The following is an 18,097-nucleotide window of genomic DNA, read 5'->3' on the forward strand; positions in this document are numbered from 1 at the left end:
CGGCTCGTCACTCCCGTGCGGTGTGAGGTGCTCTTGACAGGACCGAAACAGAAGGGACCCGGACCGGAAACCGCCCCCCGGCACGCTTTTCCGACATGACAGACGGTGCACGCCTGGCGACGCAACCGGGGTCTCCGCCCCGGGAGGCGGCCACGCACTGCCCGTACTGCGCCCTCCAGTGCGGCATGGTGCTCCGCGAGAACGGAGAGGGCGTCGAGGTGGCGGCCCGGGACTTCCCCACCAACCGCGGCGGCCTCTGCCAGAAGGGCTGGACCGCCGCCGACCTGCTCGACCACCCGGACCGGCTGACCACCCCGCTGCTCCGCGACCGGCCCGGCGGTGAGCTGCGCCCGGCGGCCTGGGACGAGGCACTCGACCTGGTCGCCACCGGGCTGCGGGCGATCCAGGAGCGGCACGGGCGGGACGCCGTCGCGGTCTTCGGCGGCGGCGGGCTCACCAACGAGAAGGCGTACGCGCTCGGCAAGTTCGCCCGCGTGGCGCTGGGCACGCGGCACATCGACTACAACGGACGCTGGTGCATGTCCTCGGCCGCGGCGGCCGGGCTGCGCGCCTTCGGTGTCGACCGGGGACTCCCCTTCCCCCTGGCCGACCTGGGCCGGGCCGACACCCTGCTGCTGGTCGGCGCGAACCCCGCCGAGACCATGCCGCCGCTCATGCGCCACCTCGCGGACCAGCGCGAGCGCGGCGGCCGGCTCATCGTGGTCGACCCGCGGCTCACGGCCACCGCCCGCCAGGCCGACCTGCACCTGCAACCGCTGCCCGGGACCGACCTGGCCGTGGCCAACGCGCTGCTGCACATCGCGCTCACCGAGGGCTGGCTCGACCGGGCGTACGTGGCCGACCGGACCACCGGCTTCGACGAGGTCCGGCGGACCGTGGCGGGCTGCTGGCCGGCCGAGGCGGAACGGCTCTCCGGGGTGCCGGTGGCCGACCTGGAGGCGACCGCCCGCGCACTGGCCACCGTGGACCGCGCGATCATCCTCACCGCCCGGGGCGCCGAACAGCACGCCAAGGGCGTGGACACCGTCACCGCGTTCATCAACCTGGCGCTCGCCCTGGGCCTGCCCGGCCGCCCCGGCTCCGGCTACGGCTGCCTCACCGGGCAGGGCAACGGGCAGGGCGGCCGGGAGCACGGGCAGAAGGCCGACCAGCTCCCCGGCTACCGGCGGATCGACGACCCGGCGGCCCGCGAACACGTTGCCGGGGTCTGGGGCGTCGACCCCGCGGCGCTGCCCGGACCGGGCGTACCGGCCTATCAGCTCCTCGACTCGCTCGGCACCGCGCACGGCCCCCGCGCCCTGCTGGTGTTCGGCTCCAACCCGGTGGTGTCGGCCCCCCGCGCGGCCCGGGTCGAGTCCCGGCTGCGCGACCTGGACCTGCTGGTGGTGGCCGACTTCCTCCGCTCCGAGACGGCCGACCTGGCCGACGTGGTGCTGCCCGTCGCCCAGTGGGCCGAGGAGGACGGCACGATGACCAACCTGGAGGGTCGGGTGCTGCGCCGCCGCGCGCTGCGCGAACCACCCGCCGGCGTCCGCACCGACCTGGCCGTCCTGGCCGGGCTGGCGGCCCGCCTCGACGCGCCCGGCGGGTTCCCCACCGACCCGGCGGCGGTCTTCGCGGAGCTGCGCCGGGCCTCGGCCGGCGGGCCGGCCGACTACGCCGGGGTCAGCTGGGACCGGATCGACGCCGACACGGGCGTCTTCTGGCCCTGCCCCGACGAGGACGGGCCGGACACCCCGCGCCTCTTCGCCGACCGGTTCCCCACCCCGGACGGCCGGGCCCGGTTCCGCGCGGTGACCCACCGGCCGGCCGCCGAGCCGGTCTGCGCCGACTACCCGCTGCACTTCACCACCGGCCGGGTGCTCGCCCACTACCAGTCCGGCGCGCAGACCCGGCGGGTCGCCGCGCTGCGCCGGGCCGCCCCCGGCGGCTTCGTCGAGCTGCACCCCGACCTGGCCGGCCGGCTCGGGGTGGCCGAGGGCGAGGAGGTCCGGGTGGTCTCCCGCCGGGGCGAGCTGCGCGCCCCGGCCCGGCTCAGCCCGGCGATCCGGCCGGACACCGTCTTCGCACCGTTCCACTGGCCCGGCGCGGCGCGGGCCAACACGGTCACCAACGACGCCGTCGACCCGGTCTCCGGGATGCCCGAGTTCAAGATCTGCGCCGTCCGGGTGGAGAAGGCATGACCGAGCGCATCGTGATCGTGGGATACGGCATGGCGGGCGCCCGCCTCGCCGCCGAGCTGCACGCCCGGGGCGGGGACCGGAAGGTGACCGTGCTCGGGGCGGAGCCGCACCGGGCGTACAACCGGATCCTGCTCTCCACCCTGCTCGCCGGGAAGATCGGCGAGCCGGACGTCGAGCTGGTCGAGGTCGCCGGGCAGGGCGCGGACGTCCGCACCGGGACCGCGGTCACCGCGATCGACCGGGCCGCGCGGGAGGTACGCACCGCCGACGGCGACCGGCACGGCTACGACCACCTGGTCCTGGCCACCGGCAGCCGCGCCCTCGTGCCACCGCTGCCCGGGCTCGAGCCGCTGCCCGACCGGGTCGTCCCGTTCCGCACCCTGGACGACTGCCGGCGGATCCTCGCCGCCGCCCGGGGCGCCCGCCGGGCGCTGGTGCTCGGCGGCGGGCTGCTCGGGCTGGAGGCGGCCCGCGGGCTCGCCGCCCGGGGCCTCGACGTGACCGTGGTGCATCCCGTCGGGCACCTGATGGAACGGCAGCTCGACGAGCCGGCCGGTGCGGTCCTCGCCGGCACCCTCGGCGGGCTCGGGGTACGCACCCGGCTGGGCGTCACGGCGACCGGGGTGGCCGCCGACGCCGACGGGATCCGCCTCGACCTCGGCGACGGCGATTCCCTCACAGCCGACCTGCTGGTCCTCTCCTGCGGCGTACGCCCCGACACCGCCCTGGCGGCCGCCGCCGGGCTGGCCGTGGACCGGGGCGTGGTGGTGGACGACCGGATGCGGACCAGCGACCGGCGGATCTCGGCCATCGGCGACTGCGCCCAGCACAACGGCACGCTGACCGGGCTGGTCGCCCCGGCGTGGGCGCAGGCCCGGGTGGTGGCCGAGGTGCTGACCGGCGCCGACCCGCTGGTCCGCTACCGGCCCCGGCCGGTCGTCACCCGACTCAAGGCGGCCGGGATCGACCTGGCCGCGATGGGCGACGCGGCGGGCGCGCCGGACGGGGGCGGGCCGGTCGAGGAGCTGACCTTCGCCGACCCGGCCCGGGGCACGTACGCCCGGCTGCGGATCCGCGACGAGCGGCTGACCGGGGCGATCCTGCTCGGCGACAACCCGGCGGTCGGCACCGTGGTGCAGCTCTTCGACCGGGGCGCGCCGGTGCCGTCGGACCGGCGCTCACTGCTGCTCGGGCGGGCGTTCGGCGCCGCACCGGCCGCCCCCGCCGCGTCCCCGGCGCTGATGCCGGACGCGGCCACGGTGTGCCAGTGCAACGACGTGAGCAAGGGCGCGCTGGTGGCGTGCTGGCGCGCCGGCGCCCGGTCCGCCGCGGAGCTGTCCGCGGCCACCCGGGCGGCCACCGGGTGCGGCGGCTGCCGGGACGCGGTGGCCGGCATCGCCGGCTGGCTCGCCGAGGTGGATCCGGCGGCGGGACACCAGGAACCGAGTACGGACCGTGTGGAGGTGGCGGGATGAGCGGCGGCAGGCTGGTGGTCGTCGGCAACGGCATGGTCGGGCAGCGCTTCGTCGAGGCGCTGCGGGCCCGGGACCAGGAGCGGCGCTGGCGGGTCACGGTGCTCGGCGAGGAGCGGCGGCCGGCGTACGACCGGGTGCGGCTCTCCGCCTTCTTCGACGGGGTGAGCGCCGAGGATTTGAACCTGCACAGCCCCGACGACGGGGTGGAGCTGCGGCTGGGCGAGCCGGCGCTGGCCGTCGACCGGGCGCGGCGGATCGTACGGACCGCGAGCGGCGAGCACCCGTACGACGCGTTGGTGCTGGCCACCGGCTCGTCGGCGTTCGTACCCCCGATCGACGGCACGGACCTGCCGGGCGTCTTCGTCTACCGGACGCTGGACGACCTGGCGGCGATCCGGGCACACGCGGCGGGCCGGCGCACCGGTGCGGTGATCGGGGGCGGGCTGCTCGGCCTGGAGGCGGCGAACGCGCTGCGCCTGCTGGGCCTCGCCACCAGCGTGGTCGAGTTCGCGCCGCGGCTGATGCCCGTGCAGGTGGACGAGGCGGGCGGGGCGATGCTCCGCCGCTACGTCGAGGAACTGGGCGTCACGACGTACCTCGGGGTGGCCACCAGCGCACTGCGCCCCGGCCCGGACGGGACGGTCGGCGCGCTGGAGCTCGCCGACGGGCGCACGGTCGGGGCGGACCTGGTCGTGGTGGCCGCCGGCATCCGGCCCCGGGACGAGCTGGCCCGGGCGGCCGGCCTGCCGCTCGGCCCGCGCGGCGGCGTGCTGGTCGACGCGGGCTGCCGGACGGCGGACGAGCGGATCTGGGCGGTCGGCGAGTGCGCCGCCGTGGAGGGCACCTGTCACGGCCTGGTCGCCCCCGGCTACGCGACCGCCGAGGTGGTCGCCGACCGGCTGCTCGGCGGGGCGGCCACCTTCCCGGGCGCCGACACCGCCACCAAGCTCAAGCTGCTCGGGGTGGACGTGGCCTCGTTCGGCGACGCGCACGGCGTCTCCCCGGGCTGCCTCGACGTCACCTTCACCGACCCGGCCACCCGCGCGTACGCGAAGCTGGTCCTCTCCGACGACGCGACGACGCTGCTCGGCGGCGTGCTGGTGGGCGACGCGAGCGCGTACCCGACGCTGCGGGCGAGTGTCGGCGGCCCGCTGCCCGCTCCCCCGCTGGCGCTGCTGGCCCCGGCGGGCGGCGCGGGCGCCGGGGCCGGTGCGCTGCCGGCCGCCGCGCAGGTCTGCTCCTGCAACGCGGTGACCCGGGCCGATCTGGACGCGGCGATCGCCGGCGGGGCCACCGACGTGCCGGCGCTCAAGGCGTGCACCCGGGCCGGCACGAGCTGCGGCTCCTGCGTGCCGATGCTCAAGCAGCTCCTCGACGCGGCCGGGGTGGCGCAGTCCCGGGCGCTCTGCGAGCACTTCGACACCGGCCGGCAGGAGCTGTTCGACATCGTCCGGGTCCGGGGCATCCGCACCTTCTCCCAGCTCATCGCCGAGCACGGGCGCGGGCGCGGCTGCGACATCTGCAAGCCGGTGGTCGCCTCGATCCTCGCCTCGCTGGGCACCGGGCACGTGCTCGACGGCGAGCAGGCGTCCCTTCAGGACACCAACGACCACTTCCTGGCCAACCTGCAACGCGACGGCAGCTACTCGGTGGTGCCGCGGATCCCGGGCGGTGAGATCACCCCGGAGAAGCTCATCGTGATCGGCGAGGTGGCACGGGACTTCCGGCTCTACACCAAGATCACCGGCGGCCAGCGGATCGACCTGTTCGGCGCCCGGGTCGAACAGCTCCCGCAGATCTGGCGCCGGCTGGTGGACGCGGGCTTCGAGTCCGGCCACGCGTACGGCAAGGCGCTCCGCACGGTGAAGTCCTGCGTCGGCGCGACCTGGTGCCGGTACGGGGTGCAGGACTCGGTGGGGCTGGCCGTCGCGCTGGAGCTGCGGTACCGGGGGCTGCGCGCCCCGCACAAGCTGAAGTCGGCGGTCTCCGGCTGCGCCCGGGAGTGCGCCGAGGCCCGGAGCAAGGACTTCGGCGTCATCGCCACCGAGACCGGCTGGAACCTCTACGTCGGCGGCAACGGCGGCTTCCGGCCCCGCCACGCCGACCTGTTCGCCACCGACCTGTCGACGGAGGCGCTGATCCAACTGATCGACCGGTTCCTGATCTACTACATCCGCACGGCCGACCGGTTGCAGCGCACCGCCGCCTGGATCGAGGCGATGGACGGCGGCCTCGACCACCTCCGGTCGGTGCTCGTGGACGACTCGCTGGGGCTCTGCGCCGATCTCGACGCGGCCATGGCGCGGCACGTCGCCGGCTACTCCGACGAGTGGCGGGACGTGCTGGAGGACCCGGAGCGGCTGCGCCGCTTCACGTCCTTCGTCAACGCCCCCGACGTGCCCGACCCGTCCATCACCTTCGCCGTGGAGCGCGGCCAGCCGGTGCCCACCCGGGGCGCCGACGGCCGCCGCCAGCCGGTCGCGCTGGGCCTTCCGGGGGTACGGCGATGAGGACGCTGGACTGGACGGCCGTCTGCCCGCTGGACCGGCTGGACCCGGACCGGGGCGTGGCCGCCCTGGTCGATGGTGTGCAGGTGGCGCTCTTCCGCACCGGCGACGAGCTGTACGCGGTCGACAACCTCGACCCGGTCGGCGGCGCGCAGGTGATGTCCCGGGGCATCGTGGGCAGCCGCGGCGGCCTGCCGACGCTCGCCTCCCCGCTGCACAAGCAGGTCTACGACCTGACCACCGGGCGGTGCCTGGACCTCCCGGACGTGGCGTTGCGGCGGCACGACGTGCGCTGCCGGGACGGCCTCGTCGAGGTGCGGTTGCGACAGGAGGAGTGATGCGCGAGGAACTGGCGGGCTTCACCATCGGGGTCACCGCGGACCGGCGACGCGACGAACTGGCCGCCCTGCTCCAGCGCCGCGGTGCGCGGGTGGTGCTCGCCCCGGCGCTGCGGATCGTGCCGCTGGCCGACGACACCGACCTGCGCGAGGCCACCCGGGCCTGCCTGGAGCGCCCGCCGGACGTGCTCATGGCCAACACCGGGATCGGGATGCGCGGCTGGCTGGAGGCGGCCGAGGGCTGGGGGCTCGCGGAGCCGCTGCGCGGCGTGCTGTCCCGGTCGTACGTGGTGGCGCGCGGTCCCAAGGCCACCGGGGCGATCCGGGCGGCCGGGCTGCGCGAGCACTGGTCCCCCGCCTCGGAGAGCTGCGACGAGGTGGTCGAGCACCTGGTCCGGCGCGGGGTGGCCGGCCAGGTCGTCGCGCTGCAACTGCACGGGGAGCGGCAGCCGGAGTGCACCGAGGCGCTGGAGTCCGCCGGGGCCACGGTGATCGAGGTGCCGGTCTACCGCTGGGCGCCGCCCACCGACCCGGCGCCGCTGCACCGGCTCATCGACCTGGTCGCCGGGCGGATGGTCGACGCCGTCACGTTCACCTCCGCCCCGGCGGCCGAGGCGCTGCTGCGGGCGGCCGGTGACCGTACCGAGACGGTGCTGGCGGCGCTGCGCGGGGACGTGCTGGCCGGCTGCGTCGGCGCGGTGACCGCCGAGCCGCTGGTGCGGCGGGGGGTGCCGGTGAGCGCACCGAACCGGGCCCGGCTCGGCGCCCTGGTCCGGACGATCGTCGACGAGCTGCCCCGCCGGACGGTGACCGTGAAGGCGGGCGGGCACCTGCTGACCCTGCGCGGCCACGCCGCGGTGGTGGACGGCGAGCTGCGCCCGCTCGCGCCGGCGCCCATGGCGGTGCTGCGGGCGCTCGCGGCCGCGCCGGGGAAGGTGCTGTCCCGGACCGCCCTGCTGCGTACCCTGCCCCGGGGCGCGGACGAGCACGCGGTGGAGATGGCGGTCGCCCGCCTGCGGGTCGGGCTCGACGCCCCCCGCGTGGTGCAGACCGTGGTCAAGCGCGGCTACCGGCTGCGGGTCGACTGACCCGCCACCGGGCGGAGGATCAGCCGACCGGGGCCGCGAAGCCGTGCTCGGCCTGGAGGCGGAGCATGGCGTGCTCGACAACGGTCACCAGCACCTGCTTGACCGAGTCGCGCCGCCGAGCGTCGCACATCACGAGCGGCACGTCCGGCGAGATCGCCAGCGCCTCGCGGACCTCCTCCAACTCGTACTGCGGCGCGTCGTCGAACCGGTTCAGCGCCACCACGTACGGCAGGTTGCGGTTCTCGAAGTAGTCCAGCGGCGCGAAGGCGTCGGTGATCCGGCGGGTGTCCACCAGCACGGCCGCGCCCACCGCGCCCCGGATGATCTCGTCCCACATGAACCAGAAGCGGGTCTGGCCCGGCGTGCCGAAGAGATAGAGGATCAGGTCCTCGGCCATGGTGATCCGGCCGAAGTCCATGGCGACCGTGGTGGTCTCCTTGCCGGGCACCTTCGACGGGTCGTCGATGCCGACGCCGGCCGCCGTCATCAGCGCCTCGGTGGTCAGCGGCTGGATCTCGGAGATCGCGCCGACCAGGGTCGTCTTGCCCACCCCGAAGCCGCCCGCGATGACGATCTTCGCGGAGATGATCTCCCGGCTGCGGTTCGCCCCCGCGGGGTCATAGTTCGCGAAGTCCACTTAGCACCCTTCCAAGCAGGTTCATCCGCGCCGCGAACCCTGTGGCGGGAGCGGCGGTGTGTAGCGTCAGCAGGCCCTCGGCCACCATGTCGGCGACCAGCACCCGGGTGACGCCCAGCGGCATCCGGGTGTAAGCGGCGATCTCCGCCAGCGACTGTGCCCGGCCCTCACAGACCGAGGCGATGCGGTACTTGTCGTGCCCGGCGAACCGCGCCTCGGCCGACTGGGTGGGCGTGCAGGACAGCACCGCCTCGAGCGCGATGTTCTGCAACGGCTCGGTGCGGCCACGGGTGACCGCGTACGGCCGCACCAGCGCGCCACGCGGATCTCGTCGTGGTTCCATCTCGCGATCACCTCCCCTCGTACGGAGCCCGCCAGGCTCCGGATCACCAGGTCACCGGACGGCCGCTCAGGGCCGGACGGCGTCCCTCGGAAGCGGGACCAGCGCCTGGCCGACCCGTTCCACCAGCAGCGCCATCTCGTAGCCCACCTGACCGACGTCGCAGCTCCGCGCGGCCAGCACGGCCATCGACGAGCCGTCGCTGATCGACATGAGGAACAGGTAGCCGCTGTCCATCTCGATGACGGTCTGGAGCACCCCGCCGGCGCTGAACATCCGGGCGGCGCCCTCGGTCAGGCTCACCACGCCGGAGGTGATCGCGGCGAGCTGGTCGGCCCGATCCCCCGGCAGGTCGCGGGAGGAGGCGAGCAGCAGCCCGTCCGCGGACACCGCCACCACGTGGGCGATGCCCGCCACGCTGTCGGCGAAGTTGGTGAGCAGCCAACCCATGTCCTGCATGGCCGCTGGCCTGTTCATCGGTTCGTCTCCTTGGTCGAGGTGCTGTTCAGGTCCGCGCCGGCCGTCCGACCCCGCTGCACACCGCGGTGGTAGGCCGACAGCAGGCCGCGTACTTCGTCCGGGGTGCGCCGGGCGGTGGCCCGGCCTCCCTTCGGTTCGATACCGCCGGGCACGAGCTGGGCCTGCGGCACCCGCTTCGGCAGGCCGGAACGGGTGGTGCCCGCGTTGCTGGGCTCCGCGGCCCGGCTGGCCCGCGACCATCCCTCGTCGGCCGCCGTGCGCCAGGCCTCCGGGTCGATGGGCGGCGGTGCCGGGGTCGGCGGGGGTACGGCCGCGGCGCGTGGCGCGGTCGGAACCGCCGGCGGGGTGTACGGGGGTGGCGTGCTCAACCCCGCCGACTGGGCGCCCGGGGTGCGGGTCGGCAGCGGCGGCAGCGGCGACCCGGCGGGCTGGGCCGGGGCGGCCGGCTGCGCGGACGCGGCGGGCTGCGCCGGCTCGTCGTCGAACCGGGGGCGGGTGAAGATCGTGGTCTCGTCCTCGCCGTGCGAGCGGAACCAGACCGCCTCCATCTCCCGGAAGATCGGTGCCTCGGCGGGCCGGCCGGACCGGGCCACCACCGGGGCCGCCGCCGCGGGGTCGACCGCCGGGGCGGCCGGCTGGTAGGCCGGCGGCGCCGCCGGGGCCGGGGCCACGGTCGCCGCCTCGCCGCCCGGCGTCCGGTGGGGCAGCGGGTCGAGGGCGGGGTTCGCGACCGTCGACCCACCCGCCGACCAGCCGGCACCGGAGATGGAGGCGGGGACGGGCGGCGCGGAGGCGACCGGCGCGGGCGCCGGCACGGTGGGCAGCGCGCCGGTCGCGCCGCCGAACTGCACGGGCGAGGCGGTGTCGCGGGCCTCGGCCGGCGCCTGCCAGCGGGCGGGCGGCGGGGTGGCGGTGCTGCGCCACTGGTCGGCCAGCGTGGCCGTGCCGGCCCGGCCCGCGCCGGCCAGCGCATCGGCGGCGCCGACCTGGCTGAGCGGGGACTGCTCGACGGCGAGCGGCTGGCGCGGGCGGGTGAGCGGGGCCTGGCCCCGGTTCGCCGGCAGCACCACGGTGGCGTTCGGCAGGGTGACCTGGGCGACGGTGCCGCCCTCGACGTTGCGGCGCAGCTCGACCCGGATCCCGTAGCGCGAGGCGAGCCGGCTGACCACGGCCAGACCCATGAGCCGGAACGCGGCCACGTCGACCGTGGGCGGGGCGGCCAGCCGGCGGTTCAGCGAGTCGAGCTGTTCGTCGCTGAGCCCCAGGCCGCGGTCCTCGACCTGGATCAGCACGTAGTCGCGGATCCGGCGGCCGTCGGCCACCACGATGGTGTTCGGCGGCGAGAACCGGGTGGCGTTGTCGAGCAGCTCGGCGACCAGGCGGACCACGTCGTTGACGGCGTGCGCGGCCACCGAGATGTCGGTGTCGACCGTGCCGAACTCGATCCGGTTGTAGAGCTCCACCTCGGACTGGGCGGCACGCAGCACGTCGACCAGGAGCGCGTCGTCACGGCGCGGCACGGCCGAGTCGGCGCCGGCCAGCACCAGCAGGTTCTCGTCGTTGCGGCGCATCCGGGTGGCCAGGTGGTCCAGCTCGAAGAGCTGGGCCAGCCGCTTCGGGTCCTCCTCGCCGCGCTCGATCGCGTCCAGCTCGCCGATCATCCGGTCGACCAGGCTCTGCGAGCGGCGGGCCAGGTTGAGGAACATCGCCGAGACGCTGGTCCGCAGCGCGGCCTGCTCGGCCGCCACCCGGACCGCCTCCCGGTGGACCACGTTGAAGGCCGACGCCACCTGGCCGACCTCGTCGCGGTTGGTCAGCTTGATCGGGTCCCGCACCTGCTGGACGATCTCGTCCACGCCGCCGTCGCCGATGGCGTTGACGTTCTGGAGCCGGCTCACCGCGTCGGGCAGGTCGTGGTTCGCCACGGCCAGCGCGCCCTCGCGCAGCCGGCGCAGCGAGTCGTTGAGCGAGCGGGCCAGCACCACGGCCAGCGTCACGGCCACGGCCAGGGTGAGCAGCACCAGCAGGCTCTCCACGACCGCCTGCCGGATGACGTCGCTGCGCACCGCGTCGACGTCGGCGAGCAACTGTTCCTGGAGCTGGATCTCGGCCCACCGCATCAGGTCACCGACCGCGCCGATGGCCGCGGCGGCCTCGTCCCGGGTGACCAGCGGCGTCTGCCCGACCGAGCGGGAGAAGTCGTTGGCGACCCGGTCGCCGAGCTGCACGGCGTCGCCGGAGACGGTGCCGTCCACGAGGGACCGTTGGGCCGGCTCGGCGGCCCGGGAGAAGGACAGCAGGGCCTCCTGCTGGCCGGTCAGGGTGGCCACGAACGAGGAGAACTGCTCCTCGTCGATCCGGCCGGTGTCGAGCGCGGTGAAGGCGACCGCCTCCTCCTCGGCGACCTCCGCCTTGGCGTGTGCGAAGGCGGCCACCGCGCGGCGGGCGTCGGCGAGGCCCTCCGCGCCGGGCTGCTGGGCCAGCGTGTCGCCGTACGCGACGAGGTCGTCGAGAATGATGCCGTAGCGCAGGCTCGCCTCGGAGACCGGCATCTGCTGCCGGTCCAGCACCTCCTGGCGCGTGCCGTTGAGGGTCTCCAGGTGGTCGTCGATCACCTTGAGCCGGTCGCGCACCGAGGCCGGCACGTCGCCGAGCTTCCCCCGCTCGTCCCGGTAGGCCGCGATCCGCTCGTCGGTGCTGCGGACCCGCAGGTTGTAGGCGTCCGGCTTCTGGTTGGGCGCGACCAGGAAGGAGGCCGCGGCCATCCGCTCCTTGTGCAGGTCCTGGGTGAGCGCCGAGACGTCGATCGACAGCGCGGTCAGCGATCGCATCCGGTTGGCCTCGTAGGCGCCCTCGCCGACCGAGACGAGTCGGATAGTTGCCAGTGCGATGACAGCCGCCACCGGAACGACGAGGATGAGGGCGAGCTTGGAGCGGATCCGCGCGTCACGCAGCCGAGGCAGTCGCCGTCGCCGGTTCCGCTGATCGGCGTCGGGGCTCTCGGGCAGGGTCGTAGGTCCGGTGCTCACGACATCGCCTCCGTCGTTTCTTCCACGCTTGACCCGCCGACCCGTGCCTGGTGCAGCGGCCAGCGCCACGCGCGGCACGGCCGCGATTTCATCAGACGAGATCGTGTTTGGGAAGCGGCAGTGAGGCACGAAACGGTCGGGGCCGACGCACCCCGTGATCCGATCACCTAATACCTTCTTTTCTCCAGCCCCCTGAACAGGGCATGTAACTCCAGAGTGGTCAGACGTATCTGCGCAGTAATTGTCGGTTAACGTTCCGTGTCCCCAGCATGTGGGACGGCCGTCCCGAAACCGCTCCCGACATCCGCGCTTGACCACGGGGCTCGGCATTGGCAAGGTTTTGCAGGCTTCGCGCACACCGTACGGCACACCAATCCCGTTCCTCCACTGAGGACGGACGAGCGGCGGTGATCGGGCGCTGGCCCGCGCCGCACCTGGAGGACTGAGTTGAGCCCCATCCGCTCCGCGAGCATCGCGGTGCTCGCATCGGCCGTGCTGGCCGCCTCGCTCACCGGCTGCGGGATCGGCGGGGAACCGCAGGACACCAGCCCGATCGTGATCGCCGCGGACCTGGAACTGTCCGGCGCCTCCGCGACGATCGGCAAGGTGTACCAGCGGGCCCTGGAACTGAAGGTCGAGCAGTTGAACTCCTCCGGCGCGCTGGGTGGCCGGAAGATTGAACTTAAGGTGAAGGACAACCGCTCCGACGCCGCCGAATCGTTGCGCAACATCAACGATTTCAGCGCTGACTCGCGAGTCAGCGCCATCATCATGGGCGGCTGCAACGAATGTGCGATCGGCGCCGTCCGCACGATCGGCGAGAAGCGCATTCCCACCGTCGCGCTCGCCTCCTCCCGGGAGGTCACGGAACCGGTCGCCGATCGCCGCTATGTCTTCAAGCTGGCGCCGAATGCCGCCGACAGCGCCGCCGCACTCACCGCCGAGTTGCTCCGCCGCAACATCCGCAAGGTGGCCGTGCTGCACAGCGCCGACAAGTACGGCGAGGAGGGGCTGGCCGCGTTGAACAGCGAGTTCACCAAGGCCGGCATCCGGTTGGCCCGGGCCGAGTCGGTGCGGACCACCGACACGGAGGTCAGCACCCAGATCGACAGCCTGGTCACCAAGAAGCCCGACGCGCTGATCGTCTGGACCCCGCCGGAGCAGGCGGCGCTGGCGGCCTCCACCGCCCGGCAGAGCCGCTACGCCAAGCCCCTCTTCTTCGACGCCTCGGCGGCCGGCGACCTCTTCCTGGGCGCCTCCGCCCGGTCGACCGAGCAGGCCACGCTGATCTTCACCCAGACCATGGTGATCGACGACGTCATCGCCACCACCCCGGCCAAGGCCGCCCGGCGGCAGTGGTTCCAGGAATACACCGCCCGGTTCGGCGGCTACAACGGCTACTCGTCGTTCGCCGCGGACGCCGTCCAGCTCATCGCCGACGCCGAGCTGCGGTCCGGCAGCGAGCCGGGCGAGGTGGACCGGGGCGCCCTGCGCGAGGTCCTGGAGACCGCCCAGCTCGACGGCCTCTCCGGGCCGATCCGGATGACCCCGGACAACCACTCGGGCCTCATGCCGCAGGCGTTGACCACGCTCGTCGCCCGCGGTGGCCGCTGGCGCCTGGCGGGTTGATCGCGGCCGGTCCCGGCGGGAAGCGGCCCGCTTCCTGCCGGGACCGACGGGGTCAGCGGGCCGAGGTGGTGGCCCGCACCCAGGGCAGGGCCAGGCGCTCGACGAGGCTGAGGGCCGAGTAGAGCAGGATGCTCATCACCGCCACCAGCACGATCGCCGCCCACGCCGTCGCGGTGTCCCCCTGGCCGTTGTACTGGAGGATCTGGTAGCCCAGCCCGGGCCGGTCCGAATAGAACTCGCCGATCACCGCGCCGATCGCGGCCAGCGGCATGGCCACCTTCAGCCCGACGAAGATCTGCGGCAGCGCGGCCGGGAGACGCACCTTCCGGAACGCCTGCCACCAGGACGCGTTCAGCGAGCGGCCCAGCTCGGCCAGGTCGGCCGGGGTGGTGGTCAGCCCGGTCGCCGTCGACAGCACGATCGGGAAGAAGCACAGCAGGAACACCATGGTCAGGATGGGCTTCTGCCCCCAGCCCACCGCGACGACCAGCAGCGGACCGAAGGCGATCTTCGGCACCGCGTTGACCGCCACCAGCAGCGGGGCGAACATCCGCTCCACCCGGCTGGAGGCGGCCAGCGCCATTCCGATCAGCACCCCGGCGAGCGTCGAGAGCAGGAAGCCGAGCAGGGTCATCCAGGTGGTGATGCCCAGCGCCGGCAGCAGCACGTCGGTGGTGCCGACCAGCGAGCGCCACACCGCCTGCGGTGGCGGCAGCGCGGCCGGGTGCACCAGGTGCAGCCCCGACGTGACCAGCCACCAGGCGGCCACCGCGATGACGAGCCCGAGCGCCGGCAGGCCCACCGCCGCCGGGCGTACGGCGCGCCGGCGCGCAGCGGCGGCGGGCTCCGCCGGCGCCGGCGTCTCGGCCCGGGTCCCGGTCAACTGCGTCAACGTGTCCTCCTCTCTCGGCCGGCCCGACGACCGGCACGCGAAGGGGGTGCGCCCCACCGGGTCTCCCGGCGGGGCGCACCCCCGTTGCCCGAGCCGACCGGTCAGGCCTTCGGCGCGAGGTTGAAGTCGATGATCTGGTCGGGGGTGAGGTTCTGCTTGAGCGCGCCCGCGCCCTGAAGCAGCGCGATGCTCTTGGCGACCCGGCCGCTGTCCAGCGTGCCGATGGCGGTGCCGGAGTTGCTGGAGCGGACGTACGCGGCCATGAGCTGGAGCTCGGCGGCGGACGCGGCCGGGTTGGCGGCCGGCACGTTCTTCTTCAGGAGCTCGCCCGCCTCGTCCGGGTGGGCCAGCGAGTATTCCAGGCCCTTGAGCAGCGCCGCGGTGAAGCGCTTGACCATCTCCGGCTTCTCCTTGGCGATCTTGCTGGAGGTGATCAGCACGTTGCCGTAGAGGTCCTGCATCACGTTGCTGTAGGGCAGCACGACCGGCTTCTTCTTGGCCACCGCCTCGACGGTGGGCTGGCCGACCACGAACTGGCCGATGCCGTCGACCGCGCCGGAGCCGAGCATGCCGATGAGGCCCTGCGCCTCGCCGTTGACCCAGGTCACCTTGCTGCCGTCGATACCGGCCAGCCGGGCGTACGTCGGGAAGAGGTTGCGCACGACGGAGGTGGGCGTGTCGGCGAGCTTCTTGCCCTCGAGGTCCTTCGGGGTGGCGATCTTCTTGCCCTCGACGGAGACGATGGCGGCCATGGTGCGCTGCTGGATCGCCGCCACCGCGACGAAGTCCTTGGCCTGGCCGTTGCCGAGCTGGAGGATGCCGCCGGTCAGGTCGATCGGGCCGAAGTCGGCCTGGCCGCCGGTGATGGTCTGGATGACCGAGCCGGTGCCCTGCCCGGGCTTGATGTCGACGTCGAAGCCGGCCTCCTTGAAGAAGCCCTTCTCCTTCGCCACCCAGGCGTAGGAGTCACGGCCGAAGTTGCCGAACGAGGTGAGGTAGGTCACCTTCTCCAGCGCCGCGCCGTTGCCGGTCTTGGCGTCCTCCGACTTGTCCGAGTCGCTGCTGCAACCGCCGACGAGGGCGAGGGCCGTGGCCAGTGCCGCGGCGGCGACCGAACGGGTCAGCCTTCTCATCAGTGCACCATGTCCTTTCCGACCAGGGCATGTTCGCCCGGTCGGGTCGTGGGTCCGACGGTGTCGGCAGGAGGGGGCAGCCGACGGGACCGTCGTGAGGGGACTCTTCGCGCGCAACAGCGTACGAGAAGGCCGATGACGGCAGGCGGGCGTACGGGTTGCGGAACGGAAACGAAGTTGCCTGACGGAAAGGAGACTGACGTCCACCCTGGATGGTGCTATGAGGAGCGCCGCCCGCTACGCTAGCCCGGCTCGCGATCGCGACCTTGGAAGGGAGCCGGCGACAGATGATCCGACTGTCCGGGGTGTCCCGCACCTTCGACGGCCGTTCGGGCCGGGTCGAGGCGCTGCGCGGCATCGACCTCGACGTCGCCGAGGGCGAGTTCGTCGCGGTACTGGGCCGCTCCGGGTGCGGCAAGTCCACCCTGCTCCGCATGATCGCCGGCCTGCTCCCGGTCAGCGACGGTGAGATCACCGTGGCCGGCACGCCGATCACGAAGCCCCGCCGGGACATCGCCATGCTGTTCCAGCGGCCCGCCCTGCTGCCCTGGCGGACGGTGCTCGACAACGTCCTGCTGCCGGTGGAGATCTTCGGCTGGAGCCGGGCGAAGCACCGCGACCGGGCCCGCGAGCTGCTGGAGATGGCCGGGCTGGGCGGCTTCGAGAAGCGCCTCCCGCACGAGCTCTCCGGCGGCATGCAGCAGCGGGTCTCGCTCTGCCGGTCACTGATCGGCGAGCCCCGCGTGATGCTCATGGACGAGCCCTTCTCCGCGCTCGACGCGCTCACCCGCGAGGAACTCTCCGGCGAGCTCCAGCGGGTGCACATGGAGACGAAGGCGACCATCGTCTTCGTCACCCACTCGATCGACGAGGCGGTGCTGCTCGCCGACCGGGTCGTCGTGCTCAGCCCGCGCCCCGGCCGGATCCGCGAGGTGGTCGAGGTGGCCGTGCCCCGGCCCCGCACCCTGGGCCGCCACGCGCACCTGGCCGAGGTCGCCCGGATCAGCGCCGAGCTGCACGAACTGCTGATGGAGCGCGACGCCACCGGCGGCGTCGTCGCGGGAGGGCGGTGACCATGCGGGTGTCCGTCTTCACCGAGCCGCACCGCGGGGCCAGCTACGACGACCAGCTCCGGTTCGCCCGGCTGGTCGAGGAGACCGGCTTCGAGGGGTTCTTCCGGGCCGACCACTACCGGGCCATGGGCGACGAGCCCGGGCTGCCCGGCCCCACCGACGCGTGGCTGACGCTCGCCGCGCTGGCCCGGGAGACCTCCCGGATCCGGCTCGGCACCCTGGTCACCTCGGCCACCTTCCGGCTGCCCGGGCCGCTGGCCGTGCTGGTCGCCCAGGTCGACCAGATGAGCGGCGGCCGGGTCGAGCTGGGCATCGGCGCCGGCTGGTACGAGCGCGAGCACACCGCCTACGGCATCCCCTTCCCGGCGGTCACCGAACGGTTCGACCGGCTGGCCGAGCAGCTGGAGATCGTCACCGGGCTGTGGCGGACACCGCCCGGCGAGACCTACAGCTTCACCGGGGACCACTACCGGCTGGTCGACGCACCCGCGCTGCCCAAGCCGGTGCAGCAGCCCGGCCCGCCGGTGATCGTGGGCGGCCGCGGCCCGAAGCGCACCCCCGAGCTGGCCGCCCGGTACGCCGACGAGTTCAACATGCCGTTCAAGACCGTCGGTGAGACGGCCGCCGCGTACGAGCGGGTCCGCGAGGCGTGCGACCGGACCGGACGCGCCGCGTCGGGACGGCCGCCGCTCGTGCTCTCCGCCGGCGTCGTCGTGGCGATCGGGCGCACCGACGCGGACGCCCAGCGCCGGGCCGCGCCGCTGCACGTCAAGAGCGCGCTCCCGCCGGAGGACCCGGTGGTCGGCTCCCCCGCCCAGCTCGTCGACCGGCTCGGTGAGTTCGCCGCGATCGGGGCCACCCGGGTGCACCTGCGGCTCATCGACTTCGACGACCTCGACCACGTGGAGCTCATCGCCGCCGAGGTGCTCCCCCAACTGGACGGACCAGGATGACCGAACTCTCCGCCGACCTCGAACTCGGCCCGGTGGGCCAGGAGATCGTCTTCGAGAACGACCGGGTACGCGTCTGGCACATCCGCCTGGCGCCGGGCGAGCGGCAGCCGCTGCACCGGCACGACCACCCGTATCTGGTGGTGGCCGTCGAGGGCGCGAAGAACGTGGTGCAGACCATCGACGGCACGACGATCGACGCCGACGAGCCGACCGGTGGGGTGGTCTACCGCGACCCCGGCGCCGTGCACATGCTGACCAACGTCGGTGACACCACGTACCTGGCCCGGCTGGTCGAGCTTAAGTAGCCAGGTCGCCATCA

At 74.0% G+C, this 18,097-nt stretch carries 15 protein-coding genes; 9 read left to right on the forward strand and 6 right to left on the reverse strand.

Features of this window, described 5'->3' with window-relative positions; translation table 11 throughout:
* Positions 1-95 precede the first annotated feature (95 nt).
* From GA0070214_RS13625 to GA0070214_RS13645, 5 genes are read left to right on the forward strand one after another with little or no spacing between them, the layout of a single operon-like run.
* Complete coding sequence (locus GA0070214_RS13625) at positions 96-2,204, forward strand: molybdopterin oxidoreductase family protein (RefSeq protein WP_091262720.1); 2,109 nt, start codon at positions 96-98, stop codon at positions 2,202-2,204.
* Positions 2,201-3,679 (forward strand): FAD-dependent oxidoreductase, encoded by a 1,479-nt coding sequence (locus GA0070214_RS13630; protein ID WP_091262722.1) that lies wholly within the window; start codon positions 2,201-2,203, stop codon positions 3,677-3,679. The genes GA0070214_RS13625 and GA0070214_RS13630 overlap by 4 nt, the downstream gene beginning before the upstream one ends.
* The gene (nirB, locus tag GA0070214_RS13635) at positions 3,676-6,189 is read left to right on the forward strand and encodes a nitrite reductase large subunit NirB (protein WP_091262724.1); all 2,514 of its coding nucleotides are present in this window, start codon (positions 3,676-3,678) and stop codon (positions 6,187-6,189) included. Before GA0070214_RS13630 ends, nirB begins: the two co-directional genes overlap by 4 nt.
* The gene (nirD, locus tag GA0070214_RS13640; protein WP_091262725.1) at positions 6,186-6,524 is read left to right on the forward strand and encodes a nitrite reductase small subunit NirD; all 339 of its coding nucleotides are present in this window, start codon (positions 6,186-6,188) and stop codon (positions 6,522-6,524) included. The genes nirB and nirD overlap by 4 nt, the downstream gene beginning before the upstream one ends.
* Positions 6,524-7,612, forward strand: a complete 1,089-nt coding sequence (locus GA0070214_RS13645) for a uroporphyrinogen-III synthase (RefSeq protein WP_091262728.1) — start codon at positions 6,524-6,526, stop codon at positions 7,610-7,612. The genes nirD and GA0070214_RS13645 overlap by 1 nt, the downstream gene beginning before the upstream one ends.
* Before the next feature lie 19 nt (positions 7,613-7,631).
* Here the strand turns inward: GA0070214_RS13645 and GA0070214_RS13650 are convergent, their stop codons facing one another.
* From GA0070214_RS13650 to GA0070214_RS13665, 4 genes are all read right to left on the reverse strand, one after another.
* Entirely contained in the window at positions 7,632-8,249 is a 618-nt protein-coding gene (locus GA0070214_RS13650) for a GTP-binding protein (RefSeq protein WP_091262730.1), read from the reverse strand.
* Positions 8,230-8,592 carry a DUF742 domain-containing protein gene (locus GA0070214_RS13655; protein ID WP_091262733.1) on the reverse strand — a complete coding sequence of 121 codons (363 nt, stop codon included), beginning with the start codon at positions 8,590-8,592 and terminating at the stop codon, positions 8,230-8,232. The genes GA0070214_RS13650 and GA0070214_RS13655 overlap by 20 nt, the downstream gene beginning before the upstream one ends.
* 66 nt (positions 8,593-8,658) lie before the next feature.
* Entirely contained in the window at positions 8,659-9,066 is a 408-nt protein-coding gene (locus tag GA0070214_RS13660; RefSeq protein WP_091262735.1) for a roadblock/LC7 domain-containing protein, read from the reverse strand.
* Entirely contained in the window at positions 9,063-12,098 is a 3,036-nt protein-coding gene (locus tag GA0070214_RS13665; protein WP_091262737.1) for a sensor histidine kinase, read from the reverse strand. The genes GA0070214_RS13660 and GA0070214_RS13665 overlap by 4 nt, the downstream gene beginning before the upstream one ends.
* Positions 12,099-12,545: 447 nt before the next feature.
* Here GA0070214_RS13665 and GA0070214_RS13670 point away from each other — a divergent pair, with 447 nt between their 5' ends.
* Positions 12,546-13,727, forward strand: a complete 1,182-nt coding sequence (locus GA0070214_RS13670) for an ABC transporter substrate-binding protein (RefSeq protein WP_091262739.1) — start codon at positions 12,546-12,548, stop codon at positions 13,725-13,727.
* Between the two features lie 52 nt (positions 13,728-13,779).
* Here GA0070214_RS13670 and GA0070214_RS13675 read toward each other — a convergent pair whose 3' ends face one another.
* Both GA0070214_RS13675 and GA0070214_RS13680 read right to left on the reverse strand, forming a co-directional pair.
* Positions 13,780-14,610: an ABC transporter permease gene (locus tag GA0070214_RS13675; RefSeq protein WP_377463220.1), complete on the reverse strand. Its 831-nt coding sequence runs from the start codon at positions 14,608-14,610 to the stop codon at positions 13,780-13,782.
* Positions 14,611-14,720: 110 nt separating this feature from the next.
* A complete protein-coding gene (locus GA0070214_RS13680) occupies positions 14,721-15,752 on the reverse strand; it encodes an ABC transporter substrate-binding protein (RefSeq protein WP_091262743.1) in 1,032 nt (343 codons plus the stop codon).
* Between the two features lie 287 nt (positions 15,753-16,039).
* On the opposite strand from GA0070214_RS13680, the gene GA0070214_RS13685 reads away from it, so the two are divergent.
* Genes GA0070214_RS13685 through GA0070214_RS13695 form a run of 3 tightly spaced genes read left to right on the forward strand, consistent with a single transcriptional unit; the run spans position 16,040 to position 18,083 of the window.
* Positions 16,040-16,825: an ABC transporter ATP-binding protein gene (locus GA0070214_RS13685; protein ID WP_091262745.1), complete on the forward strand. Its 786-nt coding sequence runs from the start codon at positions 16,040-16,042 to the stop codon at positions 16,823-16,825.
* 2 nt (positions 16,826-16,827) lie between these two features.
* Complete coding sequence (locus GA0070214_RS13690) at positions 16,828-17,778, forward strand: LLM class F420-dependent oxidoreductase (protein ID WP_091262747.1); 951 nt, start codon at positions 16,828-16,830, stop codon at positions 17,776-17,778.
* Entirely contained in the window at positions 17,775-18,083 is a 309-nt protein-coding gene (locus tag GA0070214_RS13695; RefSeq protein WP_091262748.1) for a cupin domain-containing protein, read from the forward strand. Before GA0070214_RS13690 ends, GA0070214_RS13695 begins: the two co-directional genes overlap by 4 nt.
* The last annotated feature ends 14 nt before the right edge of the window (positions 18,084-18,097 follow it).

Origin of the sequence: Micromonospora chaiyaphumensis (genome assembly GCF_900091435.1) — a bacterium.
In the GTDB taxonomy this organism is placed as follows: Bacteria; Actinomycetota; Actinomycetes; order Mycobacteriales; family Micromonosporaceae; genus Micromonospora; species Micromonospora chaiyaphumensis.

Bases quoted from the DNA above. Each gene is read 5' to 3' on its own strand.
- GA0070214_RS13625 (WP_091262720.1), top strand. From the start codon at position 96: ATGACAGACGGTGCACGCCTGGCGACGCAACCGGGGTCTCCGCCCCGG.
- GA0070214_RS13630 (WP_091262722.1), top strand. From the start codon at position 2,201: ATGACCGAGCGCATCGTGATCGTGGGATACGGCATGGCGGGCGCCCGC.
- nirB (WP_091262724.1), top strand. From the start codon at position 3,676: ATGAGCGGCGGCAGGCTGGTGGTCGTCGGCAACGGCATGGTCGGGCAG.
- nirD (WP_091262725.1), top strand. From the start codon at position 6,186: ATGAGGACGCTGGACTGGACGGCCGTCTGCCCGCTGGACCGGCTGGAC.
- GA0070214_RS13645 (WP_091262728.1), top strand. From the start codon at position 6,524: ATGCGCGAGGAACTGGCGGGCTTCACCATCGGGGTCACCGCGGACCGG.
- GA0070214_RS13655 (WP_091262733.1), bottom strand. From the start codon at position 8,592: ATGGAACCACGACGAGATCCGCGTGGCGCGCTGGTGCGGCCGTACGCG.
- GA0070214_RS13660 (WP_091262735.1), bottom strand. From the start codon at position 9,066: ATGAACAGGCCAGCGGCCATGCAGGACATGGGTTGGCTGCTCACCAAC.
- GA0070214_RS13680 (WP_091262743.1), bottom strand. From the start codon at position 15,752: ATGAGAAGGCTGACCCGTTCGGTCGCCGCCGCGGCACTGGCCACGGCC.
- GA0070214_RS13685 (WP_091262745.1), top strand. From the start codon at position 16,040: ATGATCCGACTGTCCGGGGTGTCCCGCACCTTCGACGGCCGTTCGGGC.
- GA0070214_RS13690 (WP_091262747.1), top strand. From the start codon at position 16,828: ATGCGGGTGTCCGTCTTCACCGAGCCGCACCGCGGGGCCAGCTACGAC.
- GA0070214_RS13695 (WP_091262748.1), top strand. From the start codon at position 17,775: ATGACCGAACTCTCCGCCGACCTCGAACTCGGCCCGGTGGGCCAGGAG.